This window comes from Parasutterella secunda (assembly GCF_024733725.1).
In the GTDB taxonomy this organism is placed as follows: domain Bacteria; phylum Pseudomonadota; class Gammaproteobacteria; order Burkholderiales; family Burkholderiaceae_F; genus Aphodousia; species Aphodousia faecalis.
On the sequence record NZ_JANRHP010000002.1, the window covers coordinates 100,102 to 112,750 of the forward strand.

The window sequence follows — 12,649 nt, forward strand, 5'->3', positions numbered from 1 at the left end:
TGATGGCAAAGGCCTATGTTGCTTTGGGAGCTAATCTTGGACAAGCTCAGCAAGCTTTAAAAGATGTTATTGATCGAATCAATGAAGAAGATGAAGTTGCTGTGATTAAAACGTCTTCGTTTTATAAAACGACACCGATTGACTCGAGCGGCCCCGATTACATTAATGCGGTCATCGAAATTAAAACAGAGTTGACCGCTGAGCAACTATTGCATCGATTGCTTGAAATCGAAAAAGAGTTTGGGCGTGTACGGCCGGTAGGTATTCATAACGCTCCCCGTACAATGGACTTGGATTTATTGCTTTTTGAGGATGAAGTGAGACAAAGCGAGTTTTTAACGCTTCCGCATCCTCGAATGCATGAGCGGGCTTTTGTTTTAGTTCCTCTTTGTGAAATTTCTCCTGAAGTTGTTATTCCAGGGAAAGGGTTGGCAAAAAACTATCTGAAAAGCGTTGCAGAACAAGGAATTGAACGACTTCTTTAGTTCGGTAAGCTATGCCTTGATCGGCTTTTGCACCATCAAGAAAAATTTTTTAGTAATTTTTCTTGACAAGCCTGAGAAGCTCGGTATAATTCCAATCCTCGCTTGTTCAAGCGCGCGGTTAGCTCAGCGGTAGAGCACTGCCTTCACACGGCAGGGGTCACAGGTTCGAACCCTGTATCGCGCACCAGTAGTAAGTGATGACAATTTGAAATGCCCGGGTGGCGGAATGGTAGACGCAGTGGATTCAAAATCCACCGGTGATGAGCCGTGAGAGTTCGAGTCTCTCCCCGGGCACCAATTAAAAGAATGGCACGTTTTTAACGTGCTTTTTTTGTATCCGATCTGAAAATTGAGCATCAGATCGGATTCAAGCAAGAACTATTTCAAAACTGATTATTTCCCACAGTCACAGTGACAATCGCCATGTTGACCGCAATTGTCATGCTGACATTGTCCATGATGGGCATGCTGGTGTTTGCTGCAGGCCGCTTCCAAATTACTTTGAAGATTTCCGGCTAAAAGGGATGTGACGGCTTCGTCAGCTACACCGTCAATACCGGCATAAAGCTTAATGTCGGCTTGTTTCAGCGCTTGCATGGCACCATCACCAATACCGCCGCAAATGACGCAATTCACATTCTCAGCAAGAAGAATGTCGAGCATGGCACCATGTCCGCGTCCGTTAGTCTGTTCAACTTTGGTTGAAGCGACTTGACCATTTTCTACATCGTAAATCTTAAATGCAGCTGCCATACCGAAATGTTGGTAAATATTTTCGTTTTTGATGGGGATCGCAATTTTCATAGTATTGGCTCCTTGGAGAAATTGATTGACTTGATGTTGTTTCCCATGTCTACAACGGCAACGACCAGGGCAAGTGTGTTCAGCTAATCCATTGCAAATTCTGTAGTGACCGCCACCAATCAATAAAGGTCTGCCATTTACGATCGCATCTGCGACTTTGAATCGGGCCTTTTCATAAATTTCGGTAACGGTAGTTCTCGAAATTTGCATTTGCTGAGCACATTGTTCATGTGTTCTTTTTTCGTAATCCACTAAACGAATCACTTCATACTCATCAACAAAGAGAGTAATAGGATCGCTTTTTCCTTCGGAATTAAACGCTCTAAAAACAGGTTCTGAGCATATTCGTCGGCATCGACTGGGTCTTGGCATGGTTTTTCACGTCCGTAATATTCGACATATGTCGGATATAGGATAGAACTATTCCAACAAAAGGTCAAATCAATATCTGCACAAAATTTGTTGACTCATCAATAAATGACTCTCAAAAAACATGAGTTTCCTTTTGGATCCGTGCTTAGAAATGAGACGAAAATCACTGACTTTGTTTAGCAAGAAAAAGAGAACAGAAAAGAGGCGATACATGAAGTTTCGCCTCTTTTTGAGATAAATTGAAGTTAATTTACGCTTTTTGCCAAGCGAAAACGTGTAAATGAAAGCTGATTGCAATATGTTTGAGAAAGTTCCGTCAAGGCTTTTTGTAAAGTTTTTTCGTCAATTTCTTGAGTCAAAAGAACGAGGTTCTCATTAATCTCCTCAATTTTTTCAACGACAATTTGATGTTTTTCCAGCGTGGGCAAAACATGATTTGTTAAGTCATTCAAGCTGCTGGAGTTAAATCGAATGTAGTTCTTATTTCTTTTTTCATTGTTATCCAGAAAAGTCACAACAGTGGCAGAGTCTGGTTTGACAATGCTTTTATGTCCTTTGGCAATATCTGTAACGTCGGCAAGAACCGCACTGGCGGTAGCTTCGCCTCCGGCGCCTGCTCCGTAAAAGAGGGTTTTGCCAACAGCGTCGCCTACTATTTCAACCGCGTTCATAGCATCACTGACTTGAGCCAGAATGCTGTTTTGAGAAATTAATGTTGGTGCAACCTGAAAAGAGAGACGATCATTGATTTTCTCTACAGTAGCCAGTAGTTTAACGACAAAACCGAGCTTTTGAGCGAATTGAATGTCGAAAGAAGAAATTCCTTTGATCCCTTCAACAGCCGTAATATCAAAGTGAAAGGGAACACCGAAGGCCAATGAAGTCAAAATTGACAATTTATGCCCAGTGTCCAATCCTTCGATATCAAAAGTCGGATCTGCCTCTGCATAACCTAACTGCTGTGCGTTTTTTAATGCTTCTGCAAAAGAAAGAGGCGTTTTGTGCATCGCGCTCAAAATATAGTTACCGGTGCCGTTAAGAATTCCGCTAACTTTGGAAATTTGATTACCGGCAAGTCCTTCTCGTAATGCTTTGATAACAGGAATGCCACCGGCAACCGAGGCTTCAAAGAAAACGGAGCGATTTTGCTTTCGAGCTTCTTCAAAGATTTCATCGCCATGAGTAGCTAAAAGAGCCTTATTGGCGGTAATAACATCTTTTCCATTTTTTAAGGCATTCAAAATAAAGGTTTTAGCGGGTTCAATGCCTCCCATTACTTCAATGACAACAGAAATTGAAGGATCATCAATGATTGAATTCAAATCGTTGCTGGCAATGACGTTTCCCTGTGTTTGTAAGATGACCTTATCAGTTTTTCTGCAAACTACCCGTTTAATTTCAATCTGTTTGCCTGCTCTCGCATGAATTAGCGCAGCGTTTCGTTTTAAGACTTGGTAGACAGAACTGCCTACAGTACCGAATCCCGCCATACCAACGATTAATTTTTCTGCCATTTGAAATCCTTTCTTTCACAACCTATTCCATTCTAACCTAGGATGAGAATACATTTTGTATCTCGCCTAAATGGAGCCGATTTGTTCTTTTTTTGTCGTTATTTTCAATTATTTGTTTCTTTATTCCTCTAAGAAAAATTCCTTATTTTGATTGAGAAAAATTATAAAAAATATTCAAAATCGCTTGATCTGGTTTTTAAATTTGATTAACATCAAAATTAATAACGATCTTAACAAAAGATCTTGTTTCTACAAATCAAACTGGCATCTCTGGCACCATCAGTGATCCGCCCGTTGGACGAATCAAGAAAGGAGCTCCTTTATGAAGCACCATGAATCCAGTATTGAAATTGGCGCCATCAGCAACAAATCCAAACTTATTCCGTTAATTCTCGGTCCGTTGGTTGCATTGCTGTTTTACTTTATCCTTCCTGAGCAATACATAACCTCAGCGGGGGTCTCTGAAACCTTTTCTCATGCGGCGCGTGCGTGTGCAGCTATTGTGTTGTGGATGGCCATTTGGTGGTTTACCGAAGCTGTTCCGATTGCTGTTACCTCCCTTTTGCCTATAGTGCTTTTCCCGCTCTTTGGCGTGATGGGATCGTCAGATACGCTCAAAGAGTATGCAAACGGCACCATTTTCTTATTTTTAGGTGGGTTTTTAATTGCAGCGGGCATAGCTCGTTGGCACTTGGACCGTCGTATTGCATTGTTAACGATTCGCATCGTCGGAACCAAGCCTCAGCAGATCATTTTGGGACTTTTGCTCTCAACATCGTTTATTTCCGCCTGGGTGAGTAATACGGCAACGGCAGCCATGATGGTTCCGATTGCTCTGGCCGTGCTGAAAGTCGTTCGTTCAACCCGAGAAGACTTACCGATAGACCGTGCCGAGCACAATTTCGGCGTCTGTGTCTTATTGGCTGTCGCTTATGGAGCCAGTTTAGGCGGTGTTCTAACATTGATTGGCACGCCGCCCAACGGTATTTTTGCGCGCTTTGTTGAACAAACCTATAACGTCCCCGTGAGCTTTATTGATTGGATGCTTATTGCTTTTCCCATTGTTGTTGTGATGATTGTTGCAACTCAGCTGTTAATGACAAAGGTTTTATTCAGGGAATTGGTGAGCGAATTGCCCGGTGGAAAAGATTGGGTTATGCACGAGTATTCCAAATTAGGACCAATGTCTCGTGGTGAAAAAATTGTCTTGACGGTTTTTGTGACGGCGGCTCTACTGTGGTGTTTTGGTCCTGTGATTCGCGGCATTCAGATTGGAGATATGACACCATTTAAAGCATTGTCTGATACGGTTATCGCAATGGGAGCTGGGATTATTTTGTTCATTATCCCTGTTGACTATAAGCGTGGAGTACACGCTTTGGATTGGTCCAGTGCGAGCGATACAGTTGCTTGGGATGTCTTGTTGTTATTTGGCGGTGGTTTGTCTATGGCCGCTGCGATTCAAAAGACAGGCTTGGCGGATATTATCGGAGCGCAAGCAACGTTCTTATCATCGCTACCTGAAGTTGCTGCAATCAGCGGTCTTACAACGCTAACGGTTTTTGCTTCCGAATTTACCTCCAATACAGCGCTTGCTGCAACCATGATGCCTTTGGTTGCGGCCGTTGCCGATTCTATTGGTATGCATCCTGAAGCGCTTTTGGTGGCAACAACGTTCGGCGCATCGCTTGCGTTCATGATGCCTGTCGGTACTCCGCCTAATGCCATTATTTTCGGGACTGGGCGCATTCGTATTGCTGAGATGATTCGCGCAGGCTTTTGGCTTAATGTTTGCGGGATCGTTGTTGTCACGATCATCTGCTCTGTTTTTAGTGTCGGAATGATTCCTTAATTCTATCTACACACTTCTGTTCATTTGGGGCGGTTTAACCGCCCCAAAACGTTTTGATAACTTTGCAATTATGGATACTATTTATTGATACTATTTTGTTCCTGGAGCACAATAAATAGACATTCTCTTTTTTCTTAGGATCATAAATCATGACCGAAAATTCGAAAAACACAGTTAAGTCCAAACGTGGTCCTTATCGAAGCCAACTTGTTTCCAGAGGCGATGTTTCTCACGCTCGTGCGACTGATGAAGTGCAAGGTATTGTGACCGATGAAACAACGGAAGCCGCTGATCAAAAAGAATTGGAAGCATTGGGGACTATTCTCAAAGGCGAAGCACCCGCAGATCGCATTCGCTTGCTACGTCTTTTGCTTCGTCAAGAACGTCTAAATTACGCGGCAACCAGTTCGCGAGTGGATAATCCCGACGATATTTTGGTTAAAGATTGGCGCACCGGAGTCTATCCATACAAAAATCGTCTTAATCGCAAAACGTACGAAAAGGAAAAGTTTGCCCTTCAAGTGGAATTGTTGAAGTTGCAGGCTTGGGTTAAGGAAACCGGGCAGCGCGTGGTTATTCTTTTTGAAGGCCGAGATGCAGCCGGTAAAGGCGGCACCATTAAGCGCTTCATGGAACACATGAATCCTCGTGGCGCTCGCGTTGTAGCTTTGGAAAAGCCGAATGAACGCGAATTGGGGCAATGGTATTTTCAACGCTACGTTGAACATCTTCCGACACGTGGAGAAATGGTTCTTTTTGACCGTTCTTGGTACAACCGCGCCGGTGTTGAACGAGTGATGGGTTTTTGTAATGAGCAGCAATATGACCGCTTCATGAAAGAGTGCCCTGAATTTGAACGCAATCTTGTTCATAACGGCATCTACATTATTAAGTTCTGGTTCTCAGTGAGCCGTGATGAACAGCGCCGTCGCTTCAAAGAACGGAAAATTCACCCGTTAAAGCGCTGGAAATTGTCTCCGATTGATGTCGCATCATTGTCAAAGTGGGATGATTACACACGTGCTAAAGAAATGATGTTCTTGAACACCGATACGGTGGAGTGCCCCTGGATTGTCGTAAAGAGTGATGATAAAAAACGCGCACGTCTTAATGCGATGCGTTACGTGTTACACCTCTTGCCTTACACTAACAAAAACGAAAATGTGATCGGTCCCGTGGATCCCCTTATCGTAGGCCGTGCCAATATTGTTTTTGAACAAGGCGAAGAACCGTCCATTACTGCGACCCCTAAGAAGTAATTTAGAACGGTAAAAACATAAAGGACACCAAGCAAACGGAAAGTCGTTTAAGTTGGTGTCCTTTCTTTTTGAGCAGAAAGGAGTTTGACAGCAATTGATTTATTTAATATAGTTCGATATCGAACTAAAGGAAAATTATGAAGTCGTATTTATCTATTTTTTCCGATGCTGCGAAGCTTCGTGCCAAAGGTAACGCTTATATTCTTGCGTCGCTGGAGAGAGCCGGACTAAAGGGAATTGTTCCTAGTCACGGAGATGTCATGGTTCAGCTTTTTACTAAAGGCACATGCAACATGGGGGATTTGGCTCGCAGTGTCAAGCGTAGTAAATCCACCGTAACAGTTTTAGTGGATAAGTTAGAAAAAGCGGGATATGTTCGAAAAGAATGTGATCCTAAGGATAGTCGCGGAATTTTAGTTTCTCTGACGGAAAAAGGCCTTGAGTTAGAACCTATTTTCGAGGAAATTTCTGAGGGGCTCAACCAACTCGTAACAGAGAATCTGACTGAAGAAGAAATCAAGACGTTGGAAAGATTACTTAAAAAATGTGTTGATTGACGGATTGATCAACTGATACCAGCTTTTGTTTTTATTAAAAGTTCGATATCGAACTAAAGGAGAAGAAAATGAAGAATGCAAAATTACAACATGTGGATATGACGGCTAGCCGTACAGAACTTCACGAACTCTTATCGTTGACTGGAACCGAAGTCTCGATAAATAATCTGCCCGCTGGGGTAAGCATCCCTTTTGTGCATGCCCACACAAATAATGAGGAGCTTTATATTGTTTTGTCAGGAAAGGGATCCTTATTCGTCGACGGTGAAGAATTCCTTATTTCTGAAGGAGACTGTTTGCGAGTAGATCCCAAAGGTGAGCGTTGTTTAAAGGCTGCAGACGACAGCGCTTTGCGTTACCTTTGTATCCAAAGCAGGGCGGGCAGCTTGCAAGGTTATACGATGTCGGACGGGATCATTTCAGAAGAATTTAAAAAGCCGTCTTGGTTGAAATAGTTTGGATTGACTTTAGGGGGGGGCACAAAGTCTAATTCCCAGGCTTGAGTAGCGCCTCTTTTGTTTTGTATTTAAAAAGCGCTCAACTAGCCCCTTCGATTGAAATTTCCTTCTCTTACTTATTCGATTTTGTCAGGGAAATGATCGGTCTATACTCTGGATGAGTCTAAAAAGTCTAAGAAAGAATCAGATTTGTGTAACTCCTCCACCAGTAAAGGGAAGGAATAGGACAATTGAACACCATCACTTTAAAATGACTGATGGTAAAAGTTCCTGCAAGAACACTTTTACCACAGCACGTAGTGAGTTCGATTCTCAATGCGTGCTTTTTTATCTCAAGTTTTCAATGAGTAAGCGATTTTTATAACAAATTAAGAGGTGTTTACTCAATCCCTTCCTATAATGGGACTTTTGTAACACCCCCTTTTTTGTAAAAAGGCTACAAATAGGCGACAATTCGTCTGTTTTTTCTATCAAAAAGAGTCCTTATTGTCCATGAAGCAAAGTCAAACGATCAGAGAGTACTTAAGCGCTATTCCGCCAGAAAATACAGCCACGCGAGTGGCCTTTTTTCTAGCCGGATTCTTGATGGCAATTTGGGCCGCCATGGTCCCCTTTGTGAAAGTTAGTCTTGGCCTGGATGAAGCTCATTTAGGAATGGTACTGCTCTGCGTGGGCCTGGGCGCGCTCGTTGTGATGCCACTGTGTGGTGGCATTGTTGCTAAACGAGGTGCCAAGTTTTTGTTAAACAAAGCGTTTTTCATCGTTCCGTTTCTCCTCTATGGCGTCGTTTTCTCTTCAAACACATTGCTCACAGCGGCACTTTTGTTTGTCTTTGGTATGGTATTTGGTGCCATTGATGTTTCGATGAATGTACACGCTGTTGAAGTAGATCGTCGAAGCGAAAAACGCCTGATTGCCGGGTTTCACGCTCTGTATTCACTGGGAAGCGTGGTTGGTGCTTTAGCGATGGCAACTCTTCTCAATGTCGGGATTGGATTACTTTATGCCGCAGGCGTTTGGCTGCTGATTTGTATCATTATTTGGGGATTCTCGGTCAATTCCCTTCTACCTGACGCAGGTAAAGCTCAAGGTGTATCCCAATCTTTTGTTTGGCCAAGAGGTTTCGTGCTTTGGTTGGGGTTAATTTGTTTTTTGCTTTTTATGGTAGAAGGGGCCGTGCTTGACTGGGGTGGTGTTTTCTTGGTCGAAGAAAAGTCGGCTGCGATTGAAAACGCTGGTTTTGCCTTTGCAGCTTTCTCTACGGCCATGACTCTTATGCGTCTCATTGGGGATAAATTAATTGCGTATGCAGGTCCCAGAAATTGTGTGCGATATGGTTGTCTGATTGGTGCTCTCATGTTAACGGGGTGTGTCCTATTACCTCACGTTTGGCTTGTTGTCGTACTCTTTTTTGCGTTGGGACTAGGATTGGCCAACGTCATTCCGATTGCCTTTGCCAGTACAGCGGATCAAAACAAAATGCCAATGAGTTTGGCGCTTGCTGCTGTGACAACTTTAGGTTATGCAGGACTTTTGACAGGCCCGGCACTTATTGGATTCATTGCAAAAGTCACTAGTCTTTCTACTGCCTTATTAATGCTTGCGGCCTTTTTGGTAATTGTGTCTTTTTCGAGTAATATTTTTCGACAAAAGTAGATTTTTGGGGATGGCAATGAAATTAACAAAAGGTAAATGTTTATTGGTCCTTGCCGCCGCATTGGTGGGTTTAACCGGTTGCGGCGAAGAGGATGTCGGCGATGTTTCGTTAGGTATTTTTACGTTTAAAGACATCAAAATTAATCGCTTTACCGATCCTGTGGTGACAGGGGTGACCTGTCATGTGGCTAGCATAGAGGCAAATTTGTCATTGAGCGATCCGTCCAACAATTCCATTGAATGCCACCGAACGGGCCCTATCACACGCCAGATGATTGAGGCTATTGATAAAAGTAAATCGGGAGAAGTAATCTTTAAGCGCTCAAAGAGCGTGTTGCTGAAAAATATGAAGATTCGCCGTATCTATGATGCAGAATCTCAGACGCTTCTATATGTTGCTTACTCCACCAAAGAAACAAGCGGCAGTTTCCATCATTCCCTCTCTGCGATTCCACTTTTTGGGACAGAGGGCTATATCAAGCCGCTTCCAAAAGTGCAATAAAGTCCCACTTATATTGAAAAATAACCCTCATTATTTTGAGTTTTATTGTTTTTAGCCAAAAATCAATGAGGGCTTTCCCACTTTTTGCAGAATTTTGATTTATGAAAGTTATCCACAGAAATTGTGAATAACTTTCATATTTTTGTAAGAAAACTCAAGTGGAACAGAGAGTTAACTCATTGCTTAAAAAAGTGGCAATTGTGGGAAATTTCCCGTGTCTAACGAATTTGTCCCTGATAACGACCGGTGTTGTCATAAAAGCGACCGTTGGCGTCTTCTCGACCTAAATATCTGCCGGAGTGGTCATAGTGGCGACCGTTGGCATCGATTCGTCCCTGGTAGCGTCCGGAGCTGTCGTAAATTCGTCCGGAAGAATCCATACGTCCCTGATAGCGACCGCTGCTGTCATAGCGGCGGCCATTAGCATCCACTCTGCCTTGATATCGACCGCTATGATCATAAAAGCGACCGTTATCGATACGTCCTTCGTAACGGCCGCTATCGTCGTAATAACGACCGTTATGATGGTTGTAACCATAGTGGTGGGCAAAGGCGACACTTGTCAGAAATGAACTGATAAAAACAAAGGCAAATAGAAAAATCTTTCGCATATAGTCCTCTTGGCTGTTTTGAGCAGGTTACTCCGATACAGTTGTTTTTGCATGACGAAAAAAGCCGAAAAACATTTCAGTCTTTCGGCTTAATAAGAGAGGAAAAAGAAATTTAAATACTGGCCACTTTTTCGAAGGCCACCTTAGCTGCTTTAACGGTTTCGTCAATCACCTCATCACTATGGGTGATGGAAACAAAACCTGCTTCAAAAACAGAAGGTGCGAAATAAACCCCTTGATCCAACATGCTATGGAAGAACACATTGAAGCGTTTGGTGTCAGACTTCATTACGTCTGCAAAACCTTCGGGACACTTATCCAAGAAATAAAGTCCGAACATACCACCGACACTTCGAGCCGAGAAGGTTACGCCGACTTGGTTGGCAGCAGCTTTCAAACCTTCAATTAAACGAGATGTCTGAGCAGAGAGCCGATCGTAGAAACCCGGCTGTTGAATATGTTTCAAAGTGGCTAGACCGCACGCAACTGCAACAGGGTTCCCGGAGAGTGTGCCAGCCTGATAGACGGGACCGCAGGGGGCAATCTTTTCCATGACATCGCGTCTGCCGCCAAAGGCTGCCACGGGCATGCCGCCGCCAATGACTTTACCAAACATTGTGATATCAGGAGTCACGTTGTAGAGACTTTGAGCTCCGCCCAATGCGACTCTAAAGCCAGTCATGACCTCATCGACAATCAAGAGCGCACCGTATTGAGTACAAAGCTTCCGCATGGTTTGAATGAATTCCAGTTTGCCCGGAACCATATTCATATTGCCGGCTACCGCCTCCACGATTACACAGGCGATGTCGTCTCCGTAACGCTTAAAAGCATCTTCAAGCTGAGAGGGATTGTTGTATTCGAGAACAAGCGTGTGTTCCGTTACACCGGCGGGAACGCCCGCAGAACTCGGGTTGCCGAACGTGAGCATACCGGAGCCGGCCTTTACTAAAAGGCTATCGCTGTGGCCGTGGTAGCAGCCCTCAAATTTAATAATTTTATTGCGTCCCGTAAAGCCGCGTGCAAGGCGAATGGCGCTCATGCCCGCTTCAGTGCCAGAACTTACTAAACGCACTTCCTCAATAGAGGGAATTAATTTTTTAATTTCTTCGGCAATTAAAATTTCTCGTTGGGTAGCGCAGCCGAATGTCAGGCCCATATCGACGGCTTCGTGTACTGCTTTAATGACTTCAGGGTTGTTGTGTCCCAAAATCATAGGGCCCCATGATCCGATGTAATCAATGTAGCGTTTGCCGTCCTCGTCCCACATGTAGGGCCCCTGGGCTTTTTTCATAAATCGGGGAGAACCGCCGACTGAGCCAAAGGCTCTGACGGGAGAATTCACGCCGCCCGGAATGCTTTGACGGGCGCGTTCAAATAATGAATCATTCGTATCCATTTCTAATCCTTAAAAGGCGTAACCCACACCTAAGTTAAAGCTCGTGTTGGCAGGCTTGAAACGTCCGTCAAGGGCTTCGTTTTCATTAATTTCCACATTGTGGAAGTGCGGGAAGTTAACGGTCATGTCACCCATTACACGCAGATGATCCGTAACCGCCCAGGTAAAGCCCGTTTGAACAACAGGATTGATGCTGTGTTCTTTGTAGTCACCGCCGTCTTTTGCTTTCAATTCAGAATAAGCAGCACCGGCGCCGACATGCATGCGCATGGCATCCAACACTTCAAAGTGGTACTGAAGCATTAAGTTGGTATTGGTCAGGCGGTATTTATTAACCGTTTTACCCGGAGCATTTAAATCATGTTCGCTTCTTTGATAGCTTAAATCCCAAGCCCAGTGGCGATCCATGAAATGGCGAATACCAAACTTATAGCCGGAGTCGGAGTCTAATGTGAATCCGCCCGGCACGTCGCCGCCTCCGTCAGAGAGGTCCGTTTTTACCCAAGAGCCCTGTGCGTAAAGTTCGGTTGTGTTAGACCACGCTGATGCAACACTATCGGGCCACGGGGAGAAGCGTCGAGACTGATCGTCAAATTCAATCTTGGAGAAGAAGAAAAAGACGTTAGAAACCGGAATGTACGTGGCGTACACATTAAACCAATCAGTGCCGGCACTGACAAGAGGAAGCGGAACTGGAATCGGCAACCAGTTGTAGTCTTGACGGAAGGTTAGACCAGCAGTGTAACCCGCTCCCAAATGAAAGCCGGAATTGGCAATGGGAAAACGGGCGACCCAAGCGTAGCCCATAATGGGTTCAAACTCATAATGGGAATCGCGGAAAAGCATCATATACATTAAGCGTTCATTACCGTGTTCATCGATGATGCCTCGGGAAATACCAGCCCCAAACGGATAGGCGTTTTCTTCATCACGGTTGTCGTAGTCCCAGCGGGGATGATTGGTATAGGCCGGAACTAAAAGACCAGTACGACCGTGTTCGATAATGTCATGCATACCATTTAACTGATTGCCGACAAAGCCTGCGTCCGGATAGGGGGAGACAGCACCGGGAAGGGTTTCGACGAAACTGTCGAGAAAGCCGGCATGAGCGGCAACAGCGGCCAGGGAGAGTGAAGTGGCCAATGCAATTTTTTTCAATGAGGGCACTGTGTGCTCCTTT

At 44.3% G+C, this 12,649-nt stretch carries 12 protein-coding genes, 2 tRNA genes and 1 pseudogene; 9 read left to right on the plus strand and 6 right to left on the minus strand.

Translation table 11 applies throughout. The annotated features are described in order from the left end of the window. The first annotated feature begins 2 nt into the window (after window positions 1-2). The 3 genes from folK (at window position 3) to NW199_RS02360 (ending at window position 782) form a co-directional block, all read left to right on the plus strand. Window positions 3-485: a 2-amino-4-hydroxy-6-hydroxymethyldihydropteridine diphosphokinase gene (gene folK / locus NW199_RS02350; RefSeq protein WP_022473203.1), complete on the plus strand. Its 483-nt coding sequence runs from the start codon at window positions 3-5 to the stop codon at window positions 483-485. A gap of 112 nt (window positions 486-597) precedes the next feature. After that, window positions 598-672, plus strand: a tRNA-Val gene (locus tag NW199_RS02355). Between the two features lie 25 nt (window positions 673-697). Beyond that, window positions 698-782: transfer RNA gene (locus tag NW199_RS02360), tRNA-Leu, on the plus strand. Window positions 783-878: 96 nt separating this feature from the next. Here the strand turns inward: NW199_RS02360 and NW199_RS02365 are convergent. The 3 genes and pseudogenes from NW199_RS02365 to NW199_RS02370 form a co-directional block, all read right to left on the minus strand. Further along, the gene (locus NW199_RS02365; protein WP_258333522.1) at window positions 879-1,289 is read right to left on the minus strand and encodes a NifB/NifX family molybdenum-iron cluster-binding protein; all 411 of its coding nucleotides are present in this window, start codon (window positions 1,287-1,289) and stop codon (window positions 879-881) included. A 108-nt stretch (window positions 1,290-1,397) separates the two neighbouring features. Then, window positions 1,398-1,661, minus strand: a pseudogene (locus NW199_RS08785) (DUF134 domain-containing protein); the annotation flags it as partial. 245 nt (window positions 1,662-1,906) lie between these two features. Next, window positions 1,907-3,175, minus strand: a complete 1,269-nt coding sequence (locus NW199_RS02370) for a homoserine dehydrogenase (protein WP_258333523.1) — start codon at window positions 3,173-3,175, stop codon at window positions 1,907-1,909. Between the two features lie 322 nt (window positions 3,176-3,497). On the opposite strand from NW199_RS02370, the gene NW199_RS02375 reads away from it, so the two are divergent. The 6 genes from NW199_RS02375 (at window position 3,498) to NW199_RS02400 (ending at window position 9,459) form a co-directional block, all read left to right on the plus strand. After that, window positions 3,498-5,027 (plus strand): SLC13 family permease, encoded by a 1,530-nt coding sequence (locus tag NW199_RS02375; RefSeq protein ID WP_258333524.1) that lies wholly within the window; start codon window positions 3,498-3,500, stop codon window positions 5,025-5,027. A 149-nt stretch (window positions 5,028-5,176) separates the two neighbouring features. Then, window positions 5,177-6,286, plus strand: a complete 1,110-nt coding sequence (ppk2, locus tag NW199_RS02380) for a polyphosphate kinase 2 (RefSeq protein ID WP_258333525.1) — start codon at window positions 5,177-5,179, stop codon at window positions 6,284-6,286. Window positions 6,287-6,423: 137 nt separating this feature from the next. Then, window positions 6,424-6,843, plus strand: a complete 420-nt coding sequence (locus tag NW199_RS02385; RefSeq protein ID WP_022473209.1) for a MarR family winged helix-turn-helix transcriptional regulator — start codon at window positions 6,424-6,426, stop codon at window positions 6,841-6,843. 68 nt (window positions 6,844-6,911) lie between these two features. Continuing rightward, complete coding sequence (locus NW199_RS02390; RefSeq protein ID WP_258333526.1) at window positions 6,912-7,298, plus strand: cupin domain-containing protein; 387 nt, start codon at window positions 6,912-6,914, stop codon at window positions 7,296-7,298. A gap of 495 nt (window positions 7,299-7,793) precedes the next feature. Beyond that, a complete protein-coding gene (locus NW199_RS02395; RefSeq protein ID WP_258333527.1) occupies window positions 7,794-8,957 on the plus strand; it encodes an MFS transporter in 1,164 nt (387 codons plus the stop codon). A gap of 16 nt (window positions 8,958-8,973) precedes the next feature. Then, window positions 8,974-9,459 (plus strand): CreA family protein, encoded by a 486-nt coding sequence (locus NW199_RS02400; protein ID WP_022473212.1) that lies wholly within the window; start codon window positions 8,974-8,976, stop codon window positions 9,457-9,459. 218 nt (window positions 9,460-9,677) lie between these two features. On the opposite strand, the gene NW199_RS02405 is transcribed toward NW199_RS02400, so the two are convergent. The 3 genes from NW199_RS02405 to NW199_RS02415 form a co-directional block, all read right to left on the minus strand. Further along, window positions 9,678-10,070, minus strand: coding sequence for a transcriptional initiation protein Tat (locus NW199_RS02405; protein ID WP_258333528.1), 393 nt, complete (start codon window positions 10,068-10,070; stop codon window positions 9,678-9,680). Window positions 10,071-10,182: 112 nt separating this feature from the next. Beyond that, on the minus strand, window positions 10,183-11,469 hold the full coding sequence (hemL, locus tag NW199_RS02410; protein ID WP_258333529.1) for a glutamate-1-semialdehyde 2,1-aminomutase: 1,287 nt from the start codon (window positions 11,467-11,469) through the stop codon (window positions 10,183-10,185). Between the two features lie 9 nt (window positions 11,470-11,478). Continuing rightward, a complete protein-coding gene (locus tag NW199_RS02415) occupies window positions 11,479-12,636 on the minus strand; it encodes an outer membrane beta-barrel protein (RefSeq protein WP_022473215.1) in 1,158 nt (385 codons plus the stop codon). Window positions 12,637-12,649: the final 13 nt, after the last annotated feature.

Excerpts from the sequence above, each read along its gene's own strand:
- NW199_RS02365 (WP_258333522.1), bottom strand. The coding sequence starts at position 1,289 with ATGAAAATTGCGATCCCCATCAAAAACGAAAATATTTACCAACATTTC.
- NW199_RS02385 (WP_022473209.1), top strand. The coding sequence starts at position 6,424 with ATGAAGTCGTATTTATCTATTTTTTCCGATGCTGCGAAGCTTCGTGCC.
- hemL (WP_258333529.1), bottom strand. The coding sequence starts at position 11,469 with ATGGATACGAATGATTCATTATTTGAACGCGCCCGTCAAAGCATTCCG.
- ppk2 (WP_258333525.1), top strand. The coding sequence starts at position 5,177 with ATGACCGAAAATTCGAAAAACACAGTTAAGTCCAAACGTGGTCCTTAT.
- NW199_RS02375 (WP_258333524.1), top strand. The coding sequence starts at position 3,498 with ATGAAGCACCATGAATCCAGTATTGAAATTGGCGCCATCAGCAACAAA.
- NW199_RS02390 (WP_258333526.1), top strand. The coding sequence starts at position 6,912 with ATGAAGAATGCAAAATTACAACATGTGGATATGACGGCTAGCCGTACA.
- NW199_RS02395 (WP_258333527.1), top strand. The coding sequence starts at position 7,794 with ATGAAGCAAAGTCAAACGATCAGAGAGTACTTAAGCGCTATTCCGCCA.
- NW199_RS02400 (WP_022473212.1), top strand. The coding sequence starts at position 8,974 with ATGAAATTAACAAAAGGTAAATGTTTATTGGTCCTTGCCGCCGCATTG.
- NW199_RS02370 (WP_258333523.1), bottom strand. The coding sequence starts at position 3,175 with ATGGCAGAAAAATTAATCGTTGGTATGGCGGGATTCGGTACTGTAGGC.
- folK (WP_022473203.1), top strand. The coding sequence starts at position 3 with ATGGCAAAGGCCTATGTTGCTTTGGGAGCTAATCTTGGACAAGCTCAG.
- NW199_RS02405 (WP_258333528.1), bottom strand. The coding sequence starts at position 10,070 with ATGCGAAAGATTTTTCTATTTGCCTTTGTTTTTATCAGTTCATTTCTG.